18 protein-coding genes, 1 tRNA gene, 1 pseudogene and 2 riboswitches are annotated in these 23,411 nt (G+C 60.3%); of the genes and pseudogenes, 9 read left to right on the forward strand and 11 right to left on the reverse strand.

Annotated features, from left to right (window positions below; genetic code table 11):
- Positions 1–335 precede the first annotated feature (335 nt).
- Together BUA38_RS32420 and BUA38_RS32425 are read right to left on the reverse strand one after the other, a co-directional pair.
- Positions 336–1,478 (reverse strand): ribonucleotide-diphosphate reductase subunit beta, encoded by a 1,143-nt coding sequence (locus BUA38_RS32420; RefSeq protein WP_072824504.1) that lies wholly within the window; start codon positions 1,476–1,478, stop codon positions 336–338.
- Between the two features lie 11 nt (positions 1,479–1,489).
- Positions 1,490–4,384 carry a ribonucleoside-diphosphate reductase subunit alpha gene (locus tag BUA38_RS32425; protein WP_072824506.1) on the reverse strand — a complete coding sequence of 965 codons (2,895 nt, stop codon included), beginning with the start codon at positions 4,382–4,384 and terminating at the stop codon, positions 1,490–1,492.
- Positions 4,385–4,505: 121 nt separating this feature from the next.
- Positions 4,506–4,726: riboswitch (cobalamin riboswitch) on the reverse strand.
- 122 nt (positions 4,727–4,848) lie between these two features.
- Positions 4,849–5,050: riboswitch (cobalamin riboswitch) on the forward strand.
- A 106-nt stretch (positions 5,051–5,156) separates the two neighbouring features.
- On the opposite strand from BUA38_RS32425, the gene metE reads away from it, so the two are divergent.
- Together metE and BUA38_RS32440 are read left to right on the forward strand one after the other, a co-directional pair.
- Complete coding sequence (gene metE, locus BUA38_RS32430) at positions 5,157–7,490, forward strand: 5-methyltetrahydropteroyltriglutamate--homocysteine S-methyltransferase (RefSeq protein ID WP_072824508.1); 2,334 nt, start codon at positions 5,157–5,159, stop codon at positions 7,488–7,490.
- A gap of 258 nt (positions 7,491–7,748) precedes the next feature.
- Positions 7,749–8,816, forward strand: coding sequence for an aromatic ring-hydroxylating oxygenase subunit alpha (locus tag BUA38_RS32440; protein WP_244553117.1), 1,068 nt, complete (start codon positions 7,749–7,751; stop codon positions 8,814–8,816).
- Positions 8,817–8,825: 9 nt separating this feature from the next.
- Here BUA38_RS32440 and BUA38_RS32445 read toward each other — a convergent pair whose 3' ends face one another.
- From BUA38_RS32445 to BUA38_RS32460, 4 genes are read right to left on the reverse strand one after another with little or no spacing between them, the layout of a single operon-like run.
- Positions 8,826–9,560: a GntR family transcriptional regulator gene (locus BUA38_RS32445; RefSeq protein WP_083587856.1), complete on the reverse strand. Its 735-nt coding sequence runs from the start codon at positions 9,558–9,560 to the stop codon at positions 8,826–8,828.
- Positions 9,557–10,372, reverse strand: coding sequence for an ABC transporter permease (locus tag BUA38_RS32450; protein ID WP_072824513.1), 816 nt, complete (start codon positions 10,370–10,372; stop codon positions 9,557–9,559). The genes BUA38_RS32445 and BUA38_RS32450 overlap by 4 nt, the downstream gene beginning before the upstream one ends.
- Before the next feature lie 38 nt (positions 10,373–10,410).
- Entirely contained in the window at positions 10,411–11,265 is an 855-nt protein-coding gene (locus BUA38_RS32455) for an ABC transporter ATP-binding protein (RefSeq protein WP_072824515.1), read from the reverse strand.
- Positions 11,266–11,294: 29 nt separating this feature from the next.
- Positions 11,295–12,383: an ABC transporter substrate-binding protein gene (locus BUA38_RS32460; protein WP_172806126.1), complete on the reverse strand. Its 1,089-nt coding sequence runs from the start codon at positions 12,381–12,383 to the stop codon at positions 11,295–11,297.
- Between the two features lie 205 nt (positions 12,384–12,588).
- Between BUA38_RS32460 and BUA38_RS32465 the strand changes: the two genes are divergently transcribed.
- The 4 genes from BUA38_RS32465 to BUA38_RS32485 all read left to right on the forward strand — a co-directional run bounded on the left by BUA38_RS32465 (position 12,589) and on the right by BUA38_RS32485 (position 15,906).
- Positions 12,589–13,371, forward strand: a complete 783-nt coding sequence (locus BUA38_RS32465; RefSeq protein WP_072824519.1) for an SDR family oxidoreductase — start codon at positions 12,589–12,591, stop codon at positions 13,369–13,371.
- Positions 13,372–13,381: 10 nt separating this feature from the next.
- Positions 13,382–14,263 (forward strand): alpha/beta fold hydrolase, encoded by an 882-nt coding sequence (locus BUA38_RS32470; RefSeq protein ID WP_072824521.1) that lies wholly within the window; start codon positions 13,382–13,384, stop codon positions 14,261–14,263.
- A gap of 249 nt (positions 14,264–14,512) precedes the next feature.
- Positions 14,513–15,358 carry a CmcJ/NvfI family oxidoreductase gene (locus BUA38_RS32475; RefSeq protein WP_072824523.1) on the forward strand — a complete coding sequence of 282 codons (846 nt, stop codon included), beginning with the start codon at positions 14,513–14,515 and terminating at the stop codon, positions 15,356–15,358.
- A gap of 472 nt (positions 15,359–15,830) precedes the next feature.
- Positions 15,831–15,906, forward strand: a tRNA-Lys gene (locus tag BUA38_RS32485).
- 118 nt (positions 15,907–16,024) lie between these two features.
- On the opposite strand, the gene BUA38_RS38900 is transcribed toward BUA38_RS32485, so the two are convergent.
- Entirely contained in the window at positions 16,025–16,225 is a 201-nt protein-coding gene (locus BUA38_RS38900) for an AlpA family phage regulatory protein (protein ID WP_072824527.1), read from the reverse strand.
- 331 nt (positions 16,226–16,556) lie between these two features.
- Here BUA38_RS38900 and BUA38_RS38360 point away from each other — a divergent pair.
- Positions 16,557–17,416 (forward strand): annotated as a pseudogene (locus BUA38_RS38360) (IS1182 family transposase); the annotation flags it as partial.
- The gene (locus BUA38_RS37735) at positions 17,415–17,846 is read left to right on the forward strand and encodes a hypothetical protein (RefSeq protein ID WP_072824529.1); all 432 of its coding nucleotides are present in this window, start codon (positions 17,415–17,417) and stop codon (positions 17,844–17,846) included. The pseudogene BUA38_RS38360 and the gene BUA38_RS37735, both read left to right, overlap by 2 nt.
- A gap of 1,742 nt (positions 17,847–19,588) precedes the next feature.
- Here BUA38_RS37735 and BUA38_RS37300 read toward each other — a convergent pair.
- The 3 genes from BUA38_RS37300 to BUA38_RS32520 all read right to left on the reverse strand — a co-directional run bounded on the left by BUA38_RS37300 (position 19,589) and on the right by BUA38_RS32520 (position 20,411).
- Entirely contained in the window at positions 19,589–19,795 is a 207-nt protein-coding gene (locus BUA38_RS37300; protein WP_156898835.1) for a hypothetical protein, read from the reverse strand.
- Positions 19,796–19,875: 80 nt separating this feature from the next.
- A complete protein-coding gene (locus BUA38_RS32515; protein WP_172806127.1) occupies positions 19,876–20,064 on the reverse strand; it encodes a hypothetical protein in 189 nt (62 codons plus the stop codon).
- Between the two features lie 26 nt (positions 20,065–20,090).
- A complete protein-coding gene (locus BUA38_RS32520) occupies positions 20,091–20,411 on the reverse strand; it encodes a hypothetical protein (RefSeq protein WP_072824537.1) in 321 nt (106 codons plus the stop codon).
- A gap of 337 nt (positions 20,412–20,748) precedes the next feature.
- Between BUA38_RS32520 and BUA38_RS32525 the strand changes: the two genes are divergently transcribed.
- Entirely contained in the window at positions 20,749–21,780 is a 1,032-nt protein-coding gene (locus BUA38_RS32525) for an IS110 family transposase (protein WP_072819215.1), read from the forward strand.
- A 116-nt stretch (positions 21,781–21,896) separates the two neighbouring features.
- Here BUA38_RS32525 and BUA38_RS32530 read toward each other — a convergent pair whose 3' ends face one another.
- Complete coding sequence (locus BUA38_RS32530; protein ID WP_072821286.1) at positions 21,897–23,057, reverse strand: IS30 family transposase; 1,161 nt, start codon at positions 23,055–23,057, stop codon at positions 21,897–21,899.
- Positions 23,058–23,411 lie beyond the last annotated feature (354 nt).

A 23,411-nucleotide genomic window follows, 5' to 3' on the forward strand; every position in this document is an offset into this window, starting at 1 on the left:
GCTCTAGTGTGGCGACACTGACGTTCCTTTCAGTGTGGCCCCGAGTTCTTCGAAGGAACGTCAGAGTCAAAGCCACACTAGAATCATATGGTTGCTAGTGTCCCTTTGGTTCTGACATTCGTAAAAGTGCCTGCCGCGATAGGATTGTCAGAACCGGGACGCTAGGGCCGAATAGGCCTTCCGAATCAACGTCAGGGCAAGTCCCAAATCTGGCCGATAGTTGCCGGCTACGCCGGAAGCGACAAATTGGGGCGCGGCGCCCCAGACGTCACGATGCGAAAAGCCCCGGAGCTGTCCGGGGCCTTTGCCATGGTCATCGCGAGCGCTGCGGGCCTTCAGTCCCAGCTCAGTGCGCCACCATTCTGATATTCGATCACCCGCGTCTCGAAGAAATTCTTCTCCTTCTTCAGGTCCATCGCCTCCGACATCCACGGGAATGGATTCTCGGTCTCCGCAAACACCGGCGCCAGACCGATCTGTGCGCAACGGCGATTGGCGATGAAGTGCATGTACTGCTCGCAAAGGGCGGCGTTGAGGCCAAGGAAGCCGCGCGGCATCGTATCCCGCCCGTAAGCCGCCTCCAGTTCGGCCGCTTGGCGGATCATGGTGCGCGCTTCGCCCTGAAACTCCGGTGTCCATAGATGCGGATTTTCGATCTTGATCTGGTTGATCACGTCGATGCCGAAGTTCAGATGGATGCTCTCGTCACGCAGGATGTACTGATACTGCTCGGCGATCCCGACCATCTTGTTGCGCCGGCCGAGCGAGAGGATCTGCGCAAAGCCGGTATAGAACCACATGCCCTCGAACACGACGTAGAAGGCGATCAGGTCGCGCAGAAAGGCCCGATCCGTCTCCGGCGTGCCGGTCGCGAAAGCGGGATCTTCCAGGTGTTTTGTCTGCTTCAGCGCCCACGCCGCCTTGTCGGTGATCGAGGGCACTTCGCGGTACATGTTGAACAGCTCGCCCTCGTCGAGGCCGAGACTCTCGACGACGTACTGGAACGTATGGGTGTGGACGGCCTCCTCGAAGGCCTGGCGAAGCAGGTACTGCCGGCACTCGGGATTGGTCAGGTGCCGATAGATCGCCAGCACGATGTTGTTGGCGACCAGGCTTTCGGATGCTGCGAAGAAGCCGAGGTTGCGCTTGATGGCGCGTCGCTCGTCGTCGGTGAGGCCGTCGCGCGATTTCCAGAGCGCGATGTCGGCCTGCATCGAGACTTCGGTCGGCATCCAGTGATTGTTGCAGCCGGCGAGGTACTTCTCCCACGCCCATTTATACTTGAGCGGAAGCAGCTGGTTGACGTCGGCGCGGCAGTTGATCATCCGCTTTTCGTCGACCGAAACGCGGCCTCCGGTGCGGTCGATCAGGCCGGTATTCGCGTGATCGGTAACTTCCGGCTTGCTGCGCGGCACGGGTCGCAGGACCGCGGGGATTGGCGCGGCCGCGGCGGGTTCAGTGTCTGACCAGTCGAGCATTTTTTCTCTCCTTACTGGCAGGCTTCGCAATCGGGGTCGTCGATCCGGCAGGCCTTGACCCCTTCAAGGTCGGGCGCGGCCGGCACGATGATCGGCGCGTGCGAGATCGCGGAGGTGACCGAGACCGCGTTGAGCTTACCGTCCGTGCCCTTCAGCGTCGATTTCTCGACATGGGTCGCCGATCTCGATCGCAGGTAGTAGGTGGTCTTGAGCCCGCGATTGAAGGCGAGACGATAAAGTGCGTCGAGCTTCTTGCCGGAGGGATTGGCGATATAAAGATTCAGCGATTGGGACTGGTCGATCCATTTCTGCCGGCGCGCGGCCGCCTCGATCAGCCAGACGCTGTCGATCTCGAAGGCGGTGGCGTAGAGCGCCTTGAGATCGTCCGGGATGCGATCGATCTGGCCGACGCTGCCGTCGAAATATTTCAGATCGGACACCATCACTTCGTCCCAGAGGCCGCGCGTCTTGAGGTCACGGACAAGGAAATCATTCACGACCGTGAAGTCGCCCGACATGTTCGATTTGACGAACAGGTTCTGATAGTTGGGTTCGATCGATTGCGATACGCCGCAGATGTTGGAGATCGTCGCCGTCGGCGCGATCGCCATCACGTTCGAGTTCCGCATGCCGGCCGACTTGACCTTGTTGCGCAGGCGGTCCCAGTCCAGCGTCGACGAACGGTCGAGATCGAGCGCGCCGCGCGCCTCGGCGAGAAGCTCGACGGAGTCGATTGGCAGGATGCCCTTCGACCACAACGATCCCGCAAAACTCGGATAGGCTCCGCGTTCCGCGGCGAGATCGGCAGAAGCTTCGATCGCGTGGTACGAAATCGCTTCCATGCTGAGATCGGCAAAGCTGACGGCGTCATTGGACGCAATCGGGATGCGCTGGAGTTGCAGCGCTTCCTGAAAGCCCATCAGGCCAAGCCCGACCGGGCGGTGACGCAGGTTGGAACGCCGCGCCTCCGGGATCGTGTAGAAGTTGATATCGATGACGTTGTCGAGCATGCGCACCGCTGATGTGACCGTGCGCTTCAGTTTGGCGCGATCGATGCCCTTGCTGCCGACGTGATTGAGCAGGTTCACCGAGCCCAGGTTGCAGACCGCGACTTCGTCGGCCGAGGTATTGAGCGTGATCTCGGTGCAAAGGTTCGAGGAATGAACCACGCCGACATGCCGCTGCGGCGAGCGCAGATTGCAGGGGTCCTTGAAGGTGATCCAGGGATGGCCGGTTTCAAACAGCATGGTCAGCATGCGCCGCCACAGGTCGCTCGCCCGCACGGTCTTGCAGACGCGCAAGCCGCCGGCTTTGGCTTTGGCCTCGTAGGCCTCATAGGCGGCCTTGAAGTCCGCGCCATAGAGATCGTGCAGGTCAGCCGTCTCGTCCGGCGAGAACAGCGTCCACTCCGCATCGGCCTGGACCCGCTGCATGAACAGATCCGGCACCCAGTTGGCCGTGTTCATGTCGTGGGTGCGGCGGCGATCGTCGCCGGTGTTCTTGCGCAGATCGAGGAATTCCTCGATGTCGACATGCCAGGTCTCGAGATAGGCGCAGACCGCGCCCTTGCGCTTGCCGCCCTGGTTGACAGCGATCGCGGTATCGTTGGCGACCTTGAGGAACGGAATGATGCCCTGGCTTTCGCCGTTGGTGCCCTTGATGTGGGCCCCTAACCCGCGCACCGGCGTCCAGTCGTTGCCGAGACCGCCGGAATATTTCGCAAGCAGGGCATTGTCCTTGATGGATTTGAAGATGCCGTCGAGCTCGTCCGAAACAGTGGTAAGGAAGCACGATGAAAGCTGCGGGCGCAGCGTGCCGGCGTTGAACAGCGTTGGCGTCGAGGCCATGAAGTCGAACGACGACAGCAAGCCGTAGAATTCGATCGCTTTCGCTTCGCGATCGATCTCCCGCAAGGCCAGCCCCATGGCGACGCGCATGAAGAACGCTTGCGGCAACTCGATGCGCTTGCCGCGGACATGCAGGAAATAGCGATCGTACAGCGTTTGCAGGCCGAGGAACTGGAATTTCAGATCGCGCTCCGGCTTCAGCGCCGCGGCGATCCGGCCGAGGTCGAAGCGGGCCAGTTCGGGATCGAGCAGTTCGGCGGCGATACCGGTCCTCACATATTCCGGAAAATAGTCGGCATAGCGCGTGGCCATGTCGGCCTGCGAGGCACTGGTCGATGTCTTGTGCACATAGGACAGAACTTCGCCGCGAAGCTTGTCGAGGAGCAGACGTGCGCTGACGTAAGCGTAGTTCGGCTCCTGCTCGACCAGCGTTCGCGCGGCCATGATCGAGGCTAGCGCCAATTCATCCTGGCTGATGCCGTCATAGAGATTGCGCTGAGTCTCGGTCAGGACCGGGGCAGGGGACACGCCGTCGAGACCGGCGCAAGCCTCGGTGACGATGAGTTCGAGCCGCTTGCTGTCGAGCCTGACGCGCGATCCGTCGGTCAAGGTGACGTGAATAGCCGACTGCGGGGCTTCGGATGCTTGTGCGATAGTTTCTTCCGCGCGTTTGCGGGCGCGGTCTTCGCGATAGAGCACGTAGGCGCGGGCGACCTTTTGGTTCTCGCTCCGCATCAGCGCGAGTTCGACCTGGTCCTGCACATCCTCGATGTGGAACGTGCGGCCCTCACCGGCGCGGCGCATCAATGCGGTGACGACGTCCGCCGTCAGCTGCTCGACGGTCTCATGAACGCGTCGCGAGGCACCTGCGGTGTTTCCTTCGACCGCAAGAAACGCCTTAGTCATGGCGACCGCGATCTTTCCCGAATCGAACGGCGTCACCTTGCCGTTGCGGCGGATGATCTGCATGGCGGGCTCGCTGGGAACGGCAGCGAGCGATTCCGGACGCAAGTGGATGATAGGAGCGGAAGCATTTTCCGCGTGCAGGTCTAAAGACATCAGATGGCCCCGAAGTTCGCGTGTTGGTTTTTGACGGGGCAACAAGGGGCGCTGCAGAATTGCCCGGCAGCGATGAGCCGGACAGCGCATGCAAGCGACCGCCGGACACCCCGTCCGTGGACGTTTTTTTGCTGTCGCGGCAGGTCTCCTGACTTGCAGGTCGCTGTTGTTCCCTTGGCCTTCCCGATGCGAAACCGCATCAGTGGCGTACGGATTGGGAACAACTCACTGCTTACAGTTGCGGGGGCAGTGCCGGATTTTCGCGCCCCAAACGCGATTCACCGGCTTCCCTCTTAGCCACCAGATATTGCGATCTGATGGACCGTGACACCCATATGTGGGGATATTCGTGGCGGAGTGTCAATGATTCCTTGGAGCGCGGCAACGGTTCATTGTGGAAGGTTGTGAATTGCGAGAGCGCCCCTGTCTGCGAAGGCCCCGTTGACGAAGGTATCCACTTGCAGATATTCGGCTTCTGTTTGGGTTCTCCGGGTCCTGCTTGATCCGGAGCTAAGAGGGAAGCCGGTGCAATGCCGACGCTGCCCCCGCAACTGTAAGCGGCGAGCCGCTGTCCAACTAGCGTCACTGAAGCCATGCGGCTTCGGGAAGGCCGGACAGTAGCGACGACCCGCGAGCCAGGAGACCTGCCCCGACAACATTGTTCGTCCACGGGCGGGGTGTCCCGGTGGTGCGCCAAGCAGATGTCGCATCACGCGACGTCCTCTGCACGCATCCGCCATGGCATTTGCCCCCAGATCAAGGGGTTGAAGCTATGTCTCTTCTCAAACTTCCTGTTGCTACGCTTGGTACGCCGCGCATCGGCCCGCGACGTGAACTGAAATTCGCGCTTGAAAGCTACTGGGCCGGAAAATCCACCGAAGCGCAGTTGCTCGAAGCCGCCGCCGGTTTACGCGCGGCCAATTGGGCGCGGCAGAAATCGCTTGGCGTGACGGTTATTCCCTCCAACGATTTCTCACTCTACGACCACGTGCTCGATACCAGCGCGATGGTCGGCGCCATTCCTGACATCTACGGCTGGAAGGGTGGCCCGGTTGCGCTCACGACCTACTTCGCGATGTCGCGCGGAGCGCAGAACCAAGACCATGGCGCGGATTGCGGTCACGCCCATCACGGGCATGGCGCGGCCGCGCAGGAGATGACCAAGTGGTTTGACACCAACTACCACTACATGGTGCCTGAATTTCACGACGGTCAGACCTTCACGCTCTCCTCGCGCAAGCCGATCGAAGAATATGAAGAAGCGAAGAGTCTCGGCTATCAGACGCGCCCGGTGCTGGTCGGTCCCGTGACGTTTCTGAAACTCGGCAAGAGCGCCAACGCCGGATTCGATCCGCTCTCGCTGCTGGACCGGCTGTTGCCGGTCTATATCGAGGTCCTTCGGGAGCTCGCCAGCCGCGGCGCCGAATGGGTTCAGCTCGACGAACCATGTCTGGTGCTCGACCTCGACGAAACAGCGCGTAGCGCGCTGCGCCGGGCTTACGGACGGTTCGCACTCGAAATGCCTGGTATCAAGATCATGCTCGCGAGCTATTTCGGGGCGATCGGCGATAATCTTGAAACCGCGTTGGCGCTTCCCGTTGCAGGCCTTCACGTCGACCTCGTCCGCGCTCCCGAACAGCTGGATCAGATAGCGTCCCGTGTGCGAAAGGATCTCGTGCTGTCGCTCGGCGTCGTCGACGGGCGCAATGTCTGGCGTTCCAATCTTCCTGCGTTGCTCGAACGGCTCGAGCCTGCCGTTGCGAGGCTAGGCAAGGATCGCGTTCAGCTCGCGCCCTCGTGCTCGATGCTGCATGTACCGATCGACCTCGATCTCGAGATCGATCTCGATTCCGAAGTGAAGGGCTGGCTGGCGTTTTCGGTCCAGAAGATGAAAGAGCTCGCCACGCTCGGCCAGGCACTGGGCGGCGACCGAGCCGGTGCGTCGGAGGTGCTCGCAGCGTCCGAACAGGCGGCGGCAAGCCGCAAGGCATCGCCGAAAATCCATCATGCGAACGTCGCCCGGCAAATGTCGGCCATCAATGAATCGATGCGTCGCCGCAGAAGCGGGTTCGCCCATCGCGCCAGGGTTCAGCGCGAGCGTTTTGCGCTTCCCAAATTCCCGACCACCACGATCGGGTCGTTTCCGCAAACCGCAGATGTTCGTGCCGCCCGCGCCGCCCATACCAGGGGGACATTAAGCGATGCGCAATATCGAACATTCCTGAAAGGGGAAACCGCACGTGCCGTGCGATGGCAGGAGGAGATCGGGCTTGATGTACTGGTTCACGGCGAATTCGAGCGTAACGACATGGTGCAATATTTCGGCGAGCAACTGTCCGGCTTCGCCTTCACCAGACATGGCTGGGTGCAATCCTATGGATCGCGCTATGTCCGTCCGCCGATCCTGTTCGGCGACGTCTCCCGGCCCAAACCGATGACGGTCGAGTGGTGGCGCTATGCCCAGTCGTTGACCAAAAAGCCGATGAAGGCGATGCTGACGGGACCCGTGACCATTCTCAACTGGTCGTTCGTCCGCGACGACATTCCACGGAGCGAGGCGTGTCGTCAGATCGCGTTGGCGATCCGGGATGAGGTGATGGATCTCGAAAGCGCCGGCGCCACCATGATTCAGATCGACGAAGCTGCGCTCCGGGAAGGGTTGCCGTTGCGCAAATCCGAATGGAAAGCGTATCTTGACTGGGCGGTGGACAGCTTCCGCGTTTCGTCGTCGGGGGTCGCCGACGAAACACAAATCCATACCCACATGTGCTATTCCGAATTCAACGACATCATCGATGCCATTGCGACGATGGACGCGGATGTTATTTCCATTGAGACATCCCGGTCGAAAATGGAACTGCTGGAAGCCTTCAAGAACTACAAATACCCCAACGAGATCGGGCCGGGAATCTACGACATTCATTCGCCGCGCGTACCCGAGACCGCGGAGATGAAAAATCTGATTTCCCTGGCACGGAAGCAACTTTCGGATTCGCAGCTCTGGATCAACCCTGATTGCGGGCTGAAGACGCGGCGCTGGGAGGAGGTGCGGCCCGCGCTGGTGAATATGGTGGCCGCCGCGCGAGAATTGCGGGCGGCACCCTGACATGAGATAGTCATCATCGCAGCTCAGTGTCGCCAGCAGGTATGCCGATGCGCTTTTGGATCAAATGCACCCGGTTTGACACGGGCGAAGCCTATCACGTGAACATTTCCCTCGTTGGCGGAATGCGGCGTGATGGGGCGAAGACGATCCTCGAGTTCGTCGGAAGCAATACGCAAACTATCGATGTCAGCGAAACCCCCGAGGAGATCCTTACGATCCACCTCGGGGCAACGGGGAGTTGAAGCCGTGGATATGGAGTTGGATTCCGCCGAAGCAGCCGAAACGAATATCAGCAGCGCACCAGTGGATTTGCGCCGGGTCGGCGCGCACCCGGATCACTGGTATCCGGTGGCTTGGTCGCATGAGGTCAAAAAAGGGCAAGTCGTCGCGTCTTCTTTTGCCGGCGAGCCGATCGCGATCGTGCGTCCACAACAGGGCGACGTCTATGCGCTGGAAGATCGATGCGCCCATCGCCAGGTGCCCTTGTCCAAGGGGAGCGTGAAAGATTGCAGGGTGCATTGCTGCTATCACGGCTGGAGCTATGACGCCTCGGGAAAGTGCGATGTTCCCTATATCGGCAAGGGTAAACAGCCCAACGGCGTGCGGGTATATCCGTCTGCCGAATGCGATGGCATCATCTTCATATGGCCAGGCAGCTTGCCGGCCGCGCCGCCGCCCGCAAGCCTCGGCGCCGCCGGTGACAAGGCCTACAAGACGCGAAGCTTCGGCCGGATCGTCAATTGCCATTATACGTTCATGCATGAAAACCTGATGGATATGAACCATCAGTTTCTGCACATTCGAACGACCGGAAAGGTCACGCCGCGCTATCTCGGCAGGCGGGCGGGCGAGGGCTGGATGGAGCTCGACTATACGTTCGCGCGGCCGGACTCGAAGCAACCGCTCGGCGAATCCCTGATCACCGGAGGTTTCCGGTCTGACGCGTCCAAGCCGCGCGACCTCATGACCATCCGCACCGAATATCCGCACCAGACGCTACGTTTCTTTGCTGGGGGTGGCGACGTACCGGCCCTGTACGTATGGCTTGGCTACACGCCGGTAGACGTCGAACAGCGGAAAAACAGGTCGTTCATTCACCTTTCGGTTCGCCGGCCAAAAATCCCAGGGGTGCTGGACCTGGCATGGCCCGTCTTGACCTGGTTCACCAATCGCGTGTTCGAGGAAGATCGGATAATCGTCGAGCTGGAGCAGGCCGCCTATGATGCGCAGGGCGCCGACTGGAATCAGGAAGTGTTTCCGCCGATCAGGGAGCTGCGTGACCTGCTTTCCAGGAATGGCCGCGTGATGGCCGCACGGCAGGCCTGACCGTGTCATTCAGGTGAGTTCAGCCAAAAGCTTCTGATCGCCATAAAGCTGCAGAAAGTGCAGCAGGTCGGAAAGACCGTCGCCGAGCAGCGTGACGTGCGAGCGCATGACTTGGCTTGCTTGCGTGGCGTCGCCGCGGAAGATCGCCTGCATGATCTGCTCGTGCTCGGGGATCGAGGATTCCATCCGGCCGGGCTGGAAGGTGATGGTCCTGCGATACGGCGAAATCTTTACCGTCAGCCGGCGCAATTCGTCGCGCAGAACGCGGTTGTGGCTGGCCGCAGCGATCATTTCATGAAATTCGAGGTTGGCCTCGTAGAAGCCATCGACGTCCCGAACGCCTGCGGCGGCCGCGCAGGCCTGATGCGCCGCCTCGAGGCTGTCCCGCTGGTTCGGCCGGATACGGCGAGCGGCTTGTGCTGAAGCAAGAGCCTCCATCTCGGCTGCGACGCTGAAGGCATCGAGAAGGTCGGCGAGCGATAGCTGCGCGACCTGCAACCCCTGACGCCCGCGCGAGACCACAAGCCCGCTCGCAGCCAGCCGCTGCAACGCTTCGCGCACGGGCGTGCGTGAAACGCCGAAATGATCGGCCAGTTGTCGCTCGTCGAGCCGATCGCCGGGCTTGCGCTGGCCTTTGAGTATCTCAAGCTCGAGGCGATGAACCACGCTCGCCGACAGCGACTCCGGCTCGCCGGACATTTCGGCTGCTTCAGCGGGAAGAGAAACGTCCGAGATTGCTTTCATGGGTTTTCTGCCGAGTAAAACCGGTTGGCGACGGATTCAGCGAGCGCCACCAGACCGTAAAGCAACAGGCCGCAGATGCAGAGCACCACGATCGCCGCCATCGATATCTCTGTGTCGGCGCGCGCGGTTGCGAAAATGATCAAGTAGCCGAGACCAGCCTGGGCGGTGATGAATTCACCGATGATGACGCCGATGATCGCGAGCGTGACGGCGATCTTCATGCCGCTGAAGATGTAGGGCAGCGCAGCCGGAAAGCGTACGCTAGAAAAAATCTGCCACTCGTTGGCGGTGAGCGCACGGCAGAGCCGGAGCATGCTCTTGTCCACACTGGCGAAGCCGGCTGCTGTCGATATCACGACAGGAAAGAATGCGATGAACACCGCGAAGGCGATGCGCGACTGCGAGCCGATGCCGAGCCAGATGATGAAGAGCGGCGCGAGTGCAATCTTCGGGATCAACTGGAAGAAGACGAGATTGGGATAGAGCGCCTCGCGCGCCACTTCCGAATAGGTGATGATGATCGCGAGCCCAATGCCGAGCAACGTGGCGATCGCAAATCCCGCTGCCGATTCCAGTGTCGTCGGAACGGCATGCATCAACAGAATATCGTATCGCTCGTAGATATATTTTCCGATCGAGATCGGCGAGGGCAGAATGACCGGCGGGATGTGACCCACTGTGACTGTGATCTGCCAGGCCACCAAAACAATTGCGGCCAGGCCAAGCGGCAGCCCCGCGCTCCGCAACCGGGTCAGTCCGGTATCCTTTGTGGCCCTGGGACCGGCGATGATCGCGCCGGTTTCAGTACCCATGCCTGTTGATGGCAATCCGCCTGGGGCCATCTTCGTTCTCACTCAACCGTGGCGCCGCGCGTTTCCGGCGGCCGGATTTGCGAAGACGCGCCACCATGCGCCTCCTCGATGGTTAGTCGCAGTTTGCGGCACACGGCCGTAAATTCCGGCGTCTCCTCGATCTCGAAGCGGCGCGGCCGTTCAAACGACATTTTCATATCGAGCACGATGGTCGAGGGGCGTCCGCCCATCACCACGACACGGTCCGACAAAAACGCCGCCTCGCGGATGGAGTGAGTGACGAAGACGACGGTCTTTTTGTAGGTCTCCAGAATTTCCGAGAGCGCCACGTTCATCTGGTCACGGGTAATGGCGTCGAGCGCGCTGAACGGCTCGTCCATCAGGAGGATATCCGGGTCGTGAATGAGTGCCCGGCAGATCGCCACGCGCTGCCGCATTCCTCCGGATAGCTGCGATGGCTTCTTGTTCTCGAAGTCCGACAGGCCAACCATGGCCAGCAGTTCTCGCGCGCGCCGGCGGTAGGGTTCGATCGGCAGCTTGAGAATACGGACCGGAAACAGCACGTTGTCGAGCGCGCTTTTCCAGGGCAACAGCGTTGCATCCTGGAAGATGATGCCAATCTCGCGCCGCGGCTCTTTAACCTCCGTGCCGCTGAGCACGATTGATCCGCCGGTCGGCCGCTCCAGCCCGGCAATCATCATCAGAAGCGTGCTCTTGCCGCATCCGCTGGGCCCGAGCAGGGAGACGAATTCGCCGCGCGCCACGTTGATGGACGCCGACGCCACGGCCTGCACCTGACCCTGTCGTGTGAAATAGGTTTTCTGGACGTTGGCGACTGACACCAGCGGTTCTGGGACCGCTGGGGCGTCAGGCGCGGTTTGGGCAGCGGGCATCGATTTGCGATCCGAACTCCGCAAAAACGTCAGCTGACATATTTGCGGAACGCAGCCGCGTTCTTTTCCGCGGCCGCCAGCTCATCGTTTTTCAGCGTGGTCTTTCCGACGAATTTGTTCGTGAACAGCGTTTCGACGTCGGGCCGCGTCGCGCCGTCGCCGGCGGCGTATTTGACCACGAGATCGGCCATGGTCGCGACCTTCTTCGGATCGGCGTAGCCGAAGCCATGTTCCTTCACTTCGGGCACGAGATTGGTCAGGTTGGTCAATCCGAGGCCGATCCGCGCATACTCCTTGCCGGTCGAGGACATCGCGACTTCGTTGTTGGCCTTCAGGAAGATGTCGATCGCCTCGTCGAAATTCGTCATGGTGAAACGAATGGCTTCCATCGCACCCTCGACAAGGGCCGCGCAGAGGTTCGGGTCCTTTTCCAGCCGCTGCGGCTGCGTGGTCAGCGATTGGCCGTAGAATTCGATGCCGGCATCGCGGAACAGCATGAAGCGCACGTCGGTGCCGAGCGGGGCGAGTGAGGGTATCGTACTCGTGGCGAAGGCGGAGGCGGCATCGACCTGCTTTTCCATCAGCGAGCGTTCGCGGACCTTGCCGTCGAGTTGCACCATCTGCACCTTGGCGAGATCGAAGCCGGCTTTCTCGGCATAGAGCGGCAGGAACGGATATTCACCCGACGTGACGCTCGCGCCGAGCTTCTTTCCCTCGAGATCCCTTGGATTCTTGATCGGCGACCCCGCCAGCAGGCCGATACCCATCAACGCATCGTAGTTGATCTGGCCGATGCAGGTGATCGGCAGCTTCTTGGCCGCTTGCACAATCACGGTCGGTGTTGCCGCCATGCCGAAATCGAAGGTGCCGGCGCTGACGGCTTGCGCCGCGGCTCCTGACCCCGATCCGCGCGCGACGCTAACGTCGAGGCCAGCCTTTTTCCAAAACCCTTTATCGCGCGCGACATAGGCGAACAGGTTCGGTCCTTCCGGAATCCACGAGGTGGTGAAGGTCACTTTGGTTGCGCCTTGCGAAAGGGCGGGTGTCGCCAACGGAAGCCCAACTGCACCGAGGCTCGTCGCGCTCATTCCCTTCAACACGTCCCGACGTGAAACCATCGTCTTCTCCCGCCATGCCCCTTTGATCGCCGCCTGTGTCGATCGCAGCATCATCTTGAACGCGGCGCGAGGCAAGCGTGATTATGCCAGAAATGCAAACTTGCATATTCTTTGGCCAAGATGCTCGCAATATTGTATGCCAAAGTATCATGCGCGGCGGTTGGCGGGACCGCTCGGGCACGCTGATACGAGAAGAGGCTGAGACATGGATTTGGGGCTGAAGGGCAAGACAGTGCTCGTGACGGGCGCTTCACAGGGCATCGGCGAGGGGGTTGCGCGGGGCTTCGCCGCCGAAGGCTGTCACCTCCATCTCGTCGCCCGCTCCGAAGATCGGCTCAAGTCCATCAAGTCAGACATCGAAAAATCCAGCGGGGTGAGGGTGGTGATCCACCCGCTCGACCTCACGGCGCCTGGAGAGATCGATCCCCTGGTCGAGGCGGTCGGCGATATCGACGTCCTCGTCAACAATGCCGGCGTCATTCCGAGCGGAAGCCTCTGGGACGTCGACGAAGCGAAATGGCGCGCCGGCTGGGAGCTGAAGGTGTTCGGCTATATCAACCTGACGCGCGCGGTCTATCCGAAACTGAAAGCACGCGGCGGCGGGGTGATCATCAACAATATCGGCAACGGCGGTGAAGTCTTCGATCCCCGATACGTGGCCGGGACGACGGGCAATGCCAGCCTGATGGCCTTCACCCGGGCGATGGGCGGGCATTCGCTGGACGACAATATCCGCGTCGTCGGTGTCAATCCCGGCCCCGTCGATACCGACCGTATCTACAACATGCTGAAAAAGCGCTCCAAGGATATGTTCGGCACCGAAGAACGCTACAAGGAGTTGCAGGCGAGCTATCCGCTGAAGCGGCCGGCCCATGTTCACGAGATCACCGATCTCATCGTGTTCCTCGCATCCTACCGTTCGGGATACACGTCGGGCACGATTTTCACCGTCGACGGCGGCATCGCGTCCCGCCGCTCTGTGATTTGAGGCGCGTTCGATGAGCTTTGCCAAGACCAGCGACGGCATCAATCTGTTCTACGAGCGCGTCGGCTCAGGTACGCCGATCATCTTCGTTCACGAGTTCGGCGGCAGCCACTGGAGCTGGGAGCCCCAACTCAACTTCTTCGCTCGCCGTCATCAGTGCTTCACCTTTGCCGCGCGCGGATATCCGCCCTCCGACATTCCGGCATCCATCGACGCCTATTCGCAAGGTCGCGCGGCCGATGACATTATCGACGTGTTGAATGCGGCGGGGATCGACAAGGCGCATGTCGTGGGCCTGTCGATGGGCGGTTTTGCGAGCCTTCACGCCGCGCTCCGTTATCCCAAACGGGTCTTGTCGGTGGTTGCGGCCGGCGCCGGCTACGGCGCCGAAAAAATCCACGAGGATTATTTCAGGGGCGTCTCGGCCCAGGTTGCCGACAATTTCGAGAAACGCGGCGCAAAGGCCTTTGCGCCGGTTTATGCGGAAGGCGCCTCCCGCGTTCAGTTCCAGGAGAAGGACCCGCGCGGCTGGCGGCTGTTTGCCGACCGCCTGGCGAAACATGATGCCCAGGGCGCCGCCAACACCATGCGCGGCGTGCAGATGCGGCGGCCTTCGCTCTATGACCTCAAAGCCGAGTTTCGCGCCATGCAGACGCCGGTGCTGGTGATGGTTGGCGACGAAGACGACCATTGTCTGCAGCCCGGCCTGTTCCTGAAGCGGACGATTTCGCGATCGGGGCTCGCCGTGTTTCCGAAGACCGGCCACACGCTGAACCTCGAAGAGCCCGAGTTGTTCAACCGCCACGTCGCCGAATTCATCGCGCAAGTGGAGGCGGGAAGATGGGCGCAGCGCGATCCGCGTGCCGACCCCGCGCAGGTGATGCGCACCGGTTGACGCGCCACCGAGCCTTAAAATCGCGCAATCGCCAGCTCATCGATATTTTGCCGATTTGAATTGGGTGCGATTCCGCTGATCGCGATCCCGTGAAGGAAAAAGCTTGTCGGCCAACGCCAGCGTTTGCAAAGGATTTGCTATTCGCTCCGGTACGGAGAGTAGCTGCATTGCTATTTCAGCGGCACGCTTGCCCCGTCGCTGCTCTCGCGCCAGCTTTTCAAGCACATGCATTAATCGCGGGAGATACGCATGAGCCTGATCGAGCGGAAGATCGAGTCGCTACCCTTCGTCGAAGCAGAACTGAACTACCTGGCGCCGACCGACGGCAAGCCGCGTACCTATGCGTTCGATCCGCCGTCGGGGCAGCCCAGGTCAACCGCATTGGCCGAGCCGCATCAGGTGCCGATATTCGACGGCCGTGCTGTCGCCGGCAGCTTCTCGCTCGATCGCGACGGCTTTGCGCTGGTCCGCCATCCCACGGCCGTGCGGGATTTCTACAACGAGAAGGAAGTGCGCGACGTCTACTATCCGGCCGCGGAGGCGTTCCTCAGGGCGACCTTGCGCGCGGATCGCGTTTTCATTTTTGATCATACGGTGCGCAGGCGTGTCGAGGGCGCAGATGACGTCCGCGGCGCAGGTCCAAGGCAGCCTGCAACGCGGGTCCATGTCGATCAGACCGACCTGTCCGGCGCCAATCGCGTGCGCGAGCACCTGCCGGCCGAAGCCGAAGAGCTTTTGAAAGGCCGCGTCCAGGTGATCAACCTGTGGCGTCCGATCCGCGGGCCGGTTCGCGATACGCCGCTCGCGCTTTGCGACGCGGCGAGTGTTGCCGCCGGCGATCTCGTCGCTTCAGACCTGATCTATCCGAACCGAAACGGCGAAACCTATTCGGTGAAGTTCAACCCCGGCCATCGCTGGTTCTATTTCCCGGAGATGACGCCCGATGAAGCGCTGTTGTTGAAGTGCTACGACTCGGCAACCGACGGCCGCGCGCGCTTTGCTCCGCACACCGCTTTCGTCGATCCGACCACGCCCAAGGATACGCCGCCACGCGAAAGCATCGAATTGCGAACGTTGGTGTTTCACCGGCAGTGAGGTCACCTGACCCGCGCGATCATCTCGGTTCCATGACCGTCGCGGGTTAGTCTAGCTGTTTATATTAACCTTTGCCGAGTTGCGGCTCCCCGGTGGAATCACTTAGCGTTTCGCCGGGGTAGGCAAATGAGAGCACCGCGATGGCTTCATCTGCCTTGGAAAATGCCCTTACCGCCACCTGTGTCCTAATCGCACTCGCTGTGGTCTGGTGGGGAATAAAGATCCTCGCTGCATAACGGAGCAAGTCGCTCCCTGGAGCGAGGAGGTCGTGAAGGGCGACGCCGGCAGAGTTCCTGACGCTCGCCGGCGTCTCCTCCACCTTCTCGCCGGTGGCGGTGCCTGCAAATGCGACTGCGATCCTCTGAAGCGCATTCCGACCGATAACGCGTCGGGTTTTGCCGGGCGATATCAACGGCCAATCCGAGCCTGCTATTGACCCGCCCCCGGCTGCCCCCTACACAGCGCCTCGAGCGAGCGCGTAGCTCAGATGGTAGAGCACGTGACTTTTAATCACGGGGTCCTGGGTTCGATCCCCAGCGCGCTCACCAAAAACCCCTTCAAAACCAACCAGTTCCAAAATCGTTGTAGCCCGCAATTAGCCCAAAAAGGCCTGTGGGCTACAAGCGGGCTACAAAAGCGTTCTTGGGGCGTTTTTAGAATGTTCTTCTAGCGTGCCGAGCCCAAAGTCCCGGCCGCGCGGGACCTGCCGGTGATCTTCGCCTTCACATGGGCGTCAATCTCTGTTTCGACCCAACCGACACGGGCGTCGCCAATCTGTACCCGCTTCGGAAACCGGTTCCTCGCTTCCAGCCGGTCGATCTGTCTCCGGCCCAGCAGAACCCCGTGCTCTCTCAACTCGCCGAACATCAACAACTTCACATCAACGAATTCATTGAGGACTCAAAGGCCTCCGGCCTAATGAATCAGATCATCGAAACATTGACTATGCAAGGAGTGCGGGTCGCTCCGCCCGGAAGCTTGTCTAAGTGAAGAGATGATGGGGCCCGACTGACCGTATCGCGCCCCAAATATGTCGCCTACTGGGCACTTAACGGACTTGGCCGACCTCGCTGACGATGTCCGCTTCTGAGGGTGAACCGGACCTCATTGTCACGCGAGCCGATGTCGCCTTTTGACCCTGGCTGTGTGAAAACGCATCGCCGCTGTTATGATTCTCCAGTGATTCTTGGAGAAATCGATGAGGCGCTTCGTTGAGGAGGCGGATCGTGGGCAATGGACGCTGTTGCCCGGATGCCTTGATGATTTTATTGACGAGAGCAACCCGGTTCGTGTGATCGACGTGTTTGTCGACGCGCTCGACTTGGCCGAGATGAGTTTCGAAGGGGTAGAGCCGGCAGCAACTGGTCGGCCGTCGTACCATCCCTCGGTTCTCCTGAAGCTGTACATCTACGGCTATTTGAACCGGCTGCAGTCGAGCCGGCGGCTGGAACGAGAGGCCGGCGCAATGTGGAGGTCATGTGGTTGCTGGGTCGGCTCGCGCCTGATCACAAGACGATCGCGGACTTCCGCAAAGACAATGGTCTGGCGCTTCGCAAGGTATGTGCGCGCTTTGTCGAACTCTGCCGTGAAATGGGCCTTCTCGCGACGACGAGCGTTGCCATTGATGGCAGCAAGTTCAAGGCCGTGAACAACCGGGACAGGAACTTCACAAAAGCGAAGGTGGAGCGGCGACGCGCTCAGCTAGAGGAGAGCGTCGCGCGCTATCTGAGCCAACTCGACACCGCCGACAGGCAGGAGCCGACTGAAGCGCTGGCCGCGAAGGTGACAAGGCTCACCGAGAAACTGACGAAACTGAAGGAGGAAATGGGCAAGCTTGCGGTTTACGAGAAGCGGATGCTGGCTTCGCCTGACCAGCAAATCTCTCTGACCGATCCCGACAGCCGTTCGATGGCAACGAGCGGGCGTGGGTCTGGCGTTGTCGGCTACAATGTGCAGGTCGCGGTCGATACCGATCATCACCTGATTATCGCGCACGAGGTAACGAACACCGGCTCGGACCGGGCACAACTCGCCAACATCGCGTCTCGTGCAAAGGATGGTTCAACCGTCGCCGCTGGCCTTCATCAAGACCGGCGCGCCATGTTTCGACGGCGTCGAGGTTCTGCAAGATGAGGAAGAGCCGGTAACGCTCCTGCGCGACGATGTCGGCGAGACCGTGCTCCTGCAGCCAAGCGCCCATGGCGGCGTTGTACTTGCTGCCGACCGGCTGATTTGTTCCTGCGATCTTCAGCGCAGCGGTTCGACCCACCGGGAGCGCGCGGGCGACGGAGAGCCAGTCGTTCCAGCTTGCTCGATCATGATCTCGGAGCCGCGACCACGCTGCGACGCCGATTGCAACTGCATCGATGACCGGTTCGGTCATCCGATGCCCGCCTGTAAGATCGTGGCGGTCACCTTGCCGCCCACGCTGCTCAACACGTTCATCGTCAGGCGGATCGCAGCGACCGGCGTCGAGAACGTCGCATAGGTCGCGGTCGAGGAACCGCTCATGCTGGAAAGAACTGTCGGTGCCGAAGCACCGAGCGTCGGATTCGGAGAGCTGCCGGTCGGATCATCGACGGTGTAGTCGATCTGCCATGCGCTCGTCGAATTGCCAGCGACACGACGCTGACGCCCGCGCCCTCCACCTTTTCCGCGCGCCAATATCGCGGTGTCAGTTACGTTGAGTTGATGTTTCCGCGCGTACGTTGCTTTTCCAAGGGGAGCCGTCCGGCCGGGTGGCTCGGCCAGCTCGGGCCGTCGTCGCGATAAATCTGATCCTAGCTCGTCTCGAACTGTCCAACTTTTTCCAATGAGGTTCCTCTTTTCCAGATGGGACCCGCAAACGGGTGGTCATTGCCCATTGGGGCGGGTACCGGCGCCGCCGTCGATGTGCTAAAAGCCTGAACAGTTGCTGTTGTGCAAGGGCATCGTCCTGTGTCGCGAGTATCCGCCGACCCGGAATTGCAGCAGTTGCTTGCGCGAGCCTTTGAGCGAGCGTGGGAGCAGTATTATCTGCCTGGTCGATCCACCATCGCCCCTGACGATGCTCGACCTGCATTAGCGAAACGGCTTGTCGCACTATCGAAGGACGGGGTCCTCGATGAGGAGCGCCTTGCTGTTGGCGGCCTGATCCATCTTCGGCTGCTCGCGATCAGGGCTGAAATAGCGCGCGGCTATTGACGCTGAAGGCGACAGCGTCCAACCGCCCAAGCGGAAGCATCGCCCGCGCTGCATGCAACGGGGGTCAAATCATTTCCGCGACGGTGGTGATGAGTTCGTAGATGATAATCGAGAGACCGCTGGTCAAAATCACGAGTTCAAATATCAATCGCGCTATCATGGCCGGTCTCTCCTCCGGTTTATGGCTCGACGGACCCCAGAAGGTTGAACCAGCTCTCAGACGCTTGTCTATGACGAAAATGCAAGTCTTATCCGCAAGCGGCGAAGGGCTAGTCCATCCGCATGCCTCTCAGGTCGCTGGCGTGGCGTGTGGTTGAGTTGCGACGTTGTCTGCTGATCTGGACGTGGGCGAGAGTGATTGAAGGCATCATCCGGCATTTGTGGGGTTCATTAATTCAGGTTTAACAATGTCGCGTCGCGGCTGCCCGCCTACGTCCGCCCTGGGAACGAACGTGAAAAATGCCTGCTAATGCCTTCTCTAGCGAGGAGATCGAAGTGATGAGGATATTCACTACGGCCGCCCTAACGCTTGGGGCCTTGGCGCTATGTACTGCAGACCATGCCGCAAACGCTGAAGTCAGGAAAGCAACCGCTGAAGTCAGGAAAGTCTGGATCATCCGTAACCCTCGCGGATCATGCGGGCCGCCCGACTACAATATCGTTCCCCGCTATTGCTATGACCCTAGGGATGACCGGGTGGATACTAGTCCGTATGCCAAGCCGGTAGCGCCCGTACACGGACTAGAGTACGGCGGACCTAGTGGCTGGTGATCACACGAGTAGAGGACATGTCCGGCCGCCCTCACGATCTTGAAAAGGGGTCCGGGGGTAAACCCCCTCGGGCCTTGGGCACGATCAACGTCCGTTTATTTTAATCCCCCTTCGTCACAACGCGCGCTGCTTTCTGGAGGGACCCACTTCTGCGCCGCTGTTCTCGTGGCTCAACTGTCCCGAGGTGACGCCGATATTTTTTCAGAAAAATTCTGGAATGCCAGTAGGCGACGATCAATCGGTTCGCGCGGGATTGTCGCCGCTGTCGTCGAGAACTTAGATGTCCCAGTTGTTCATCCACAACATCATGAATCCAGCAACAAGGCCCACAGTTAAAACAAGGGCCAAAAGGATCAAACCGATTTTCCAGTATTTTCCGAAGGCCACAAAAAAGCAAAACAATCCAAACGGATCGCTGGCGGAAATCGCCGCCGCCATGGCGACGTCGGCCGAAGACCTTTTTCTTTTGCGAGGTTCTGTCATTTCCGCTTGCGCTTTCGCTTGCTGTCGCTGACCGGCCGACGTGTCACGCGCTCTGGCGGTCTTCGCGCGGGATTATCGTCTTAGTCGTCGGGCACTTGGACGTTCCGGTTTCTTTGCCACAGCGTGGATGTCGCAAATGCCACCGCGCCCAAGACGAGGGCCAAAACGATCAGACCGCCCTTCCACGATTTTGCGAATACCGCCAAAACGCCAAACCACATGAGGGGATCAAGGGCGTATGGCGCGACCTCCTTGGCGGCGTCGGCCAAAGGCCTTTTCGTTTCGCGGCCCTCCGTCATTTCCGCTCGCGCTTGCGGTCGTCGTGCTCTTTCTTCAGTTTCGTCATCTTCCCAAAGAACCAGTGAAGCGCGGCCTCGATGGGAATCCAGATCAACAAAGCCTCGGCGGCAAGCGAGATGTGCTGATGCATTGCGCGCAGGTCCTCCTCAATCATGAGTCGGAATGCGCTTACGGGGGTTCGCCGGTTCAGCGCGTTTCCCACACGGGCTTGATCTGTGAATGCCATTTTGCCGGGCCAGCCGTCGCCGATGAATGCGATGGCGTCATCGGCCGGTGTCAGAGAGCCCGTCACCGCGCGATGTTCGACCAGCGCCACGATGCCGCGCCAAGCCCGGCGGAGGTGGTCTGGATTCGTTCGCCGGTCGAGCCGCTTCAATGACCGGCCGACAGGGTCGCGCGCATGAGCAGGCTTCCTGCGGGGGTCGACTTTACAAATTTGTTATCGCAGCGTTAGCGCGAGAACATGTGTCTGCTGTTGGGGGGCGAAGCAGACATGACGACGCCGGGCTGTGACTTCTGGTAATGGCCCCCAAGATGGGGTTATCGGCCGGCCCAGCTTGTGGATAGCTGAAGATTTTGGGTGCTGCGCTTCAGGCTGATGGTGAAACGAGGTCCGTGGTAACGGCCTCAAGCATCAGAAGGAGAAGCGCAGCATGGACCATTTTGCTGGATTGGACGTATCGGTCAAGGAGACAAGTGTCTGCATTGTGGATGACACGGGCAGGATCGCGAAGGAATTAAGGGTAGCAAGCGAGCCAGACGCTCTGCTGCGGGTTCTGGGGAACCCGGCCTACCGTTTCAAGCGGATCGGATTGGAGGCTGGGCCGCTGTCGCAATGGCTTTTCGGTGCGCTTGCCGAAGCAGGCTTGCCTGTCATCTGTGTCGAGACGCGGCACATGCGGGCGGTTCTGAAGGCGCAGATCAACAAGACGGATCGCAACGATGCGCGCGGTATGGCCCAGATGATGCGGGCGGGGCTTTATCGCCCGGTGCATGTGAAGACGCTACGCAGTCAGAAACTGCGAGTGCTGCTGACCCATCGCAAACTGCTGCAGTCCAAGGCCATCGCCGTCGATAACGACCTGCGAGGGACTTTGCGCAACTTCGGCCTCAAGGTGGGCGTGGTAGGAACGGTGAAGTTCGAGGCGCGCATCAAGGAGCTTGTCGAAAGCTTCCCGGATCTTGCTGAGTTAGTCGAACCGCTGCTGATTGTCCGGCGGACGCTTCGTGAGCAGATCGGCATTCTTCATCGTCGCTTGCTGGCTATCGTTCGGAATGATGATGTGTGCCGGCGCCTGATGACCATCCCGGGTGTTGGTCCCGTTGTGGCGCTGACCTATCGCGCGACTGTCGACGTGCCCGCCCGCTTCCGAAACTCCAAGGCGGTGGGGGCGGTGTTTGGGCTCACGCCTTCCAGGTATCAATCAGGCGAGATTGACCGACCCGGCGCCATATCAAGGTGCGGCGACGAGATGATGCGGGCAATGCTCTACGAAGCGGCTCATATCATGCTGGTGCGTTTGGCGAAGTGGTCCTGGCTCAAGGCCTGGGCCATGAAGATCGCCAGGCACCGCGGGATGAAGAAGGCGATCGTGGCGCTGGCGCGCCGGTTGGCGGTGATCATGCACCGCATCTGGGTTGACGGTACCGAGTTCCGATGGAGCCGGGAAGTTACAGCGGCGTGAGGACTAGCAGGATTAAACGCGATAGGAGGACACTCGAGTTCCACCGAGCGGTGGAATGATGTCCCTCACGGGACGATGGATGAGGTGAGTTCGTGTGTCCGCTTGGACCGGCGGGTTCAACCGATCGCTGCAACACATTCTGCGAACTTCTCAGCTGGAGTCTGATAGAGCAAGGTCTTTCGAGGTCTTTCATTGAGCTGCCTTGCGATTGCGCTGAGCTTGGCCTGGCTATGCACGGATAGATTGGTGCCACGCGGAAGATACTGGCGCAGCAATCTGTTGGTGTTTTCGTTTGACCCGCGCTGCCAGGGACAGCGAGGGTCACAGAAGTAGACGTCGACCTCGGTGGCTAATGTCAGGCGCTGATGATCGGCGAGCTCTTTGCCTCTGTCCCAGGTCAGCGACCGGTAAAGTTCGCTGGGCAGTCGCTGCGATTGCTTGATGAGCGCCGAGACGACGCTTTCGGTGTCCTTGTTCGCAACCTTGACCAGCATCACGTAGCGCGAATGGCGCTCGACAAGTGTTGCGACATAGCTGTTCCTCGATCCGCCGATCAGGTCGCCTTCCCAGTGGCCTGGGACCGCACGATCTTCAACAGATGCTGGTCGTTCTCTGATGGATACGGCATCCTTGATCTGGCCGAGCCCGTTCCGTTTCAGGCTGGCGTACCTGGAACGGCGGATCGTGCGTTTTGCTCTCAGGTGCTCAAGCAACTCTTTTTTCAACACGCCGCGCGCCTGAATGAACAGGCTGCGATAGATCGTTTCGTGTGACACTTGCTTTTGTGGCTCCTCCGGATATGTGCGCTTGAGCCAGCCAGCTATTTGTTCCGGCGACCATTGTCGCCGCAGCCCGATTGATACTGTTCGCCTCAAGAACGGGTGGCAAGCCAGCTTGCAAAGCTTGGGGCGCCGCGCCCGATCCCACGCGGCCTGATCTGATCCAGCAGCCCGGTAGCGGTCCGTTCCTCCGTTGCGGTTGACTTCGCGACTGACGGTCGATGCCGATCGTCCCAAGTGGCGCGCGATCGATCGCAACGAGCGGCGCATGCTGAGCCACCGAGAAATCTCCTCTCGTTCAGAAAGACTGAGCGCCCGTTTGCCACGGCGCCGATCTGGTGGACGAATGCCACCGGTTGGCGAAATCACTGAAAAGACTGACGAAGAATCCCGGTCAAATCGACGTCCGATCGAACTCATCGGCTCGCCAGCCTGCCACCGATCCCAGATCTCAGACCGCAAAGCCGCAGAATAATGGATGCGAGGTCGCCGCTTCATGTTCACACTCCATCTTTGCTAAAAGACTAGAGTGTTGCGCCGACCGGTTGAGCCCTCCCCCACTGTCTGTAAGACGGCAAGGCCGCCCCAAAGATTGTTCCGCCTCGTCTTCGAATCCCATACTGGAAGGGCCTTGGTGCCGATTCCGAAGAGAAGCACGAGCCCGTGGGCGACACCAACACCGCAAACATGGATAGTCTGAAAGTGCTTGACCCCTAACGGCCGATTAGAGAATTCGGACATTTGATCTCGCCCGTTCTGAGCCGTTCGCAAGCCATTTATCGACGACGCCTCGCCACAAATAGCTATGGCTTTGCGCTTATTGGGCGCACCGTGCCCGGTGTGAGGGTCTTA

The organism is Bradyrhizobium erythrophlei (assembly GCF_900142985.1).
Lineage (GTDB): Bacteria > Pseudomonadota > Alphaproteobacteria > Rhizobiales > Xanthobacteraceae > Bradyrhizobium > Bradyrhizobium erythrophlei_B.

Bases quoted from the DNA above. Each gene is read 5' to 3' on its own strand.
- BUA38_RS32420 (WP_072824504.1), bottom strand. From the start codon at position 1,478: ATGCTCGACTGGTCAGACACTGAACCCGCCGCGGCCGCGCCAATCCCC.
- BUA38_RS32425 (WP_072824506.1), bottom strand. From the start codon at position 4,384: ATGTCTTTAGACCTGCACGCGGAAAATGCTTCCGCTCCTATCATCCAC.
- metE (WP_072824508.1), top strand. From the start codon at position 5,157: ATGTCTCTTCTCAAACTTCCTGTTGCTACGCTTGGTACGCCGCGCATC.
- BUA38_RS32445 (WP_083587856.1), bottom strand. From the start codon at position 9,560: ATGAAAGCAATCTCGGACGTTTCTCTTCCCGCTGAAGCAGCCGAAATG.
- BUA38_RS32450 (WP_072824513.1), bottom strand. From the start codon at position 10,372: ATGGGTACTGAAACCGGCGCGATCATCGCCGGTCCCAGGGCCACAAAG.
- BUA38_RS32455 (WP_072824515.1), bottom strand. From the start codon at position 11,265: ATGCCCGCTGCCCAAACCGCGCCTGACGCCCCAGCGGTCCCAGAACCG.
- BUA38_RS32460 (WP_172806126.1), bottom strand. From the start codon at position 12,383: ATGGTTTCACGTCGGGACGTGTTGAAGGGAATGAGCGCGACGAGCCTC.
- BUA38_RS32465 (WP_072824519.1), top strand. From the start codon at position 12,589: ATGGATTTGGGGCTGAAGGGCAAGACAGTGCTCGTGACGGGCGCTTCA.
- BUA38_RS32470 (WP_072824521.1), top strand. From the start codon at position 13,382: ATGAGCTTTGCCAAGACCAGCGACGGCATCAATCTGTTCTACGAGCGC.
- BUA38_RS32475 (WP_072824523.1), top strand. From the start codon at position 14,513: ATGAGCCTGATCGAGCGGAAGATCGAGTCGCTACCCTTCGTCGAAGCA.
- BUA38_RS38900 (WP_072824527.1), bottom strand. From the start codon at position 16,225: ATGTTCGGCGAGTTGAGAGAGCACGGGGTTCTGCTGGGCCGGAGACAG.
- BUA38_RS37735 (WP_072824529.1), top strand. From the start codon at position 17,415: ATGGTTCAACCGTCGCCGCTGGCCTTCATCAAGACCGGCGCGCCATGT.
- BUA38_RS37300 (WP_156898835.1), bottom strand. From the start codon at position 19,795: ATGACAGAACCTCGCAAAAGAAAAAGGTCTTCGGCCGACGTCGCCATG.
- BUA38_RS32525 (WP_072819215.1), top strand. From the start codon at position 20,749: ATGGACCATTTTGCTGGATTGGACGTATCGGTCAAGGAGACAAGTGTC.
- BUA38_RS32530 (WP_072821286.1), bottom strand. From the start codon at position 23,057: ATGAAGCGGCGACCTCGCATCCATTATTCTGCGGCTTTGCGGTCTGAG.